The sequence below is a fragment of the Methylobacterium sp. J-059 genome (assembly GCF_022829485.1).
In the GTDB taxonomy this organism is placed as follows: Bacteria; Pseudomonadota; Alphaproteobacteria; order Rhizobiales; family Beijerinckiaceae; genus Methylobacterium.
In genome coordinates this window covers 1-517 of the sequence record NZ_JAKSYA010000058.1, presented here as the reverse complement: position 1 = coordinate 517, position 517 = coordinate 1, and the positions used below count along the sequence as shown (strand labels likewise).

The following is a 517-nucleotide window of genomic DNA, read 5'->3' as shown; positions in this document are numbered from 1 at the left end:
CGCCGCTGGTCGTTGCCGGCGGTGGCGGTGGTGCGGGTTATTCGGCAAGCACGGGCGGTGGGGCCGGGCAGGCTACGACGGACGGTGAAGCCGGCGTGAGTGAGAATGGCCTCACCGGCGGTGCCGCCGGTACGAATGGCGGCGGCGGCGGTACGGGTTCGGGTTCGCAGCGCGGCGGCGGCGGCGGCGGCTTCTCGGGCAGCGGCGCGAGCGTCACGAACTCCCAAGGCGGTGGCTTCGGTGGCGCCGGCTACGGGGCGGGTCTCGCGGGCGGCAGTGGCGGGACTTTCGCCGGCGAGGGCGGCTTCGGCGGCGCCGGCGCCGGCAGCTATGACGGCGGCGGCGGTGGCGGCGGCAATAGCGGCGGTGGCGCCGGCGCCGGTAACCCTGGCCGGGCAGCCAGCGGCGGCGGCGCCGCCCCCTACGTCGATGCCGGTCCGCGCAACACCGCCCTGACCGCCGGCCGCCAGACGGACAACGTGCTCGTCGTCATCTCCGCCAACCACATCACCGGTCC

1 protein-coding gene is annotated in these 517 nt (G+C 76.4%); it reads left to right on the top strand.

Going from position 1 to position 517, the window contains the following annotated elements; genetic code table 11:
- Positions 1-95: 95 nt before the first annotated feature.
- On the top strand, positions 96-517 hold a 422-nt coding region (locus MKK55_RS29015), incomplete at its 3' end, for a hypothetical protein (protein ID WP_279596034.1).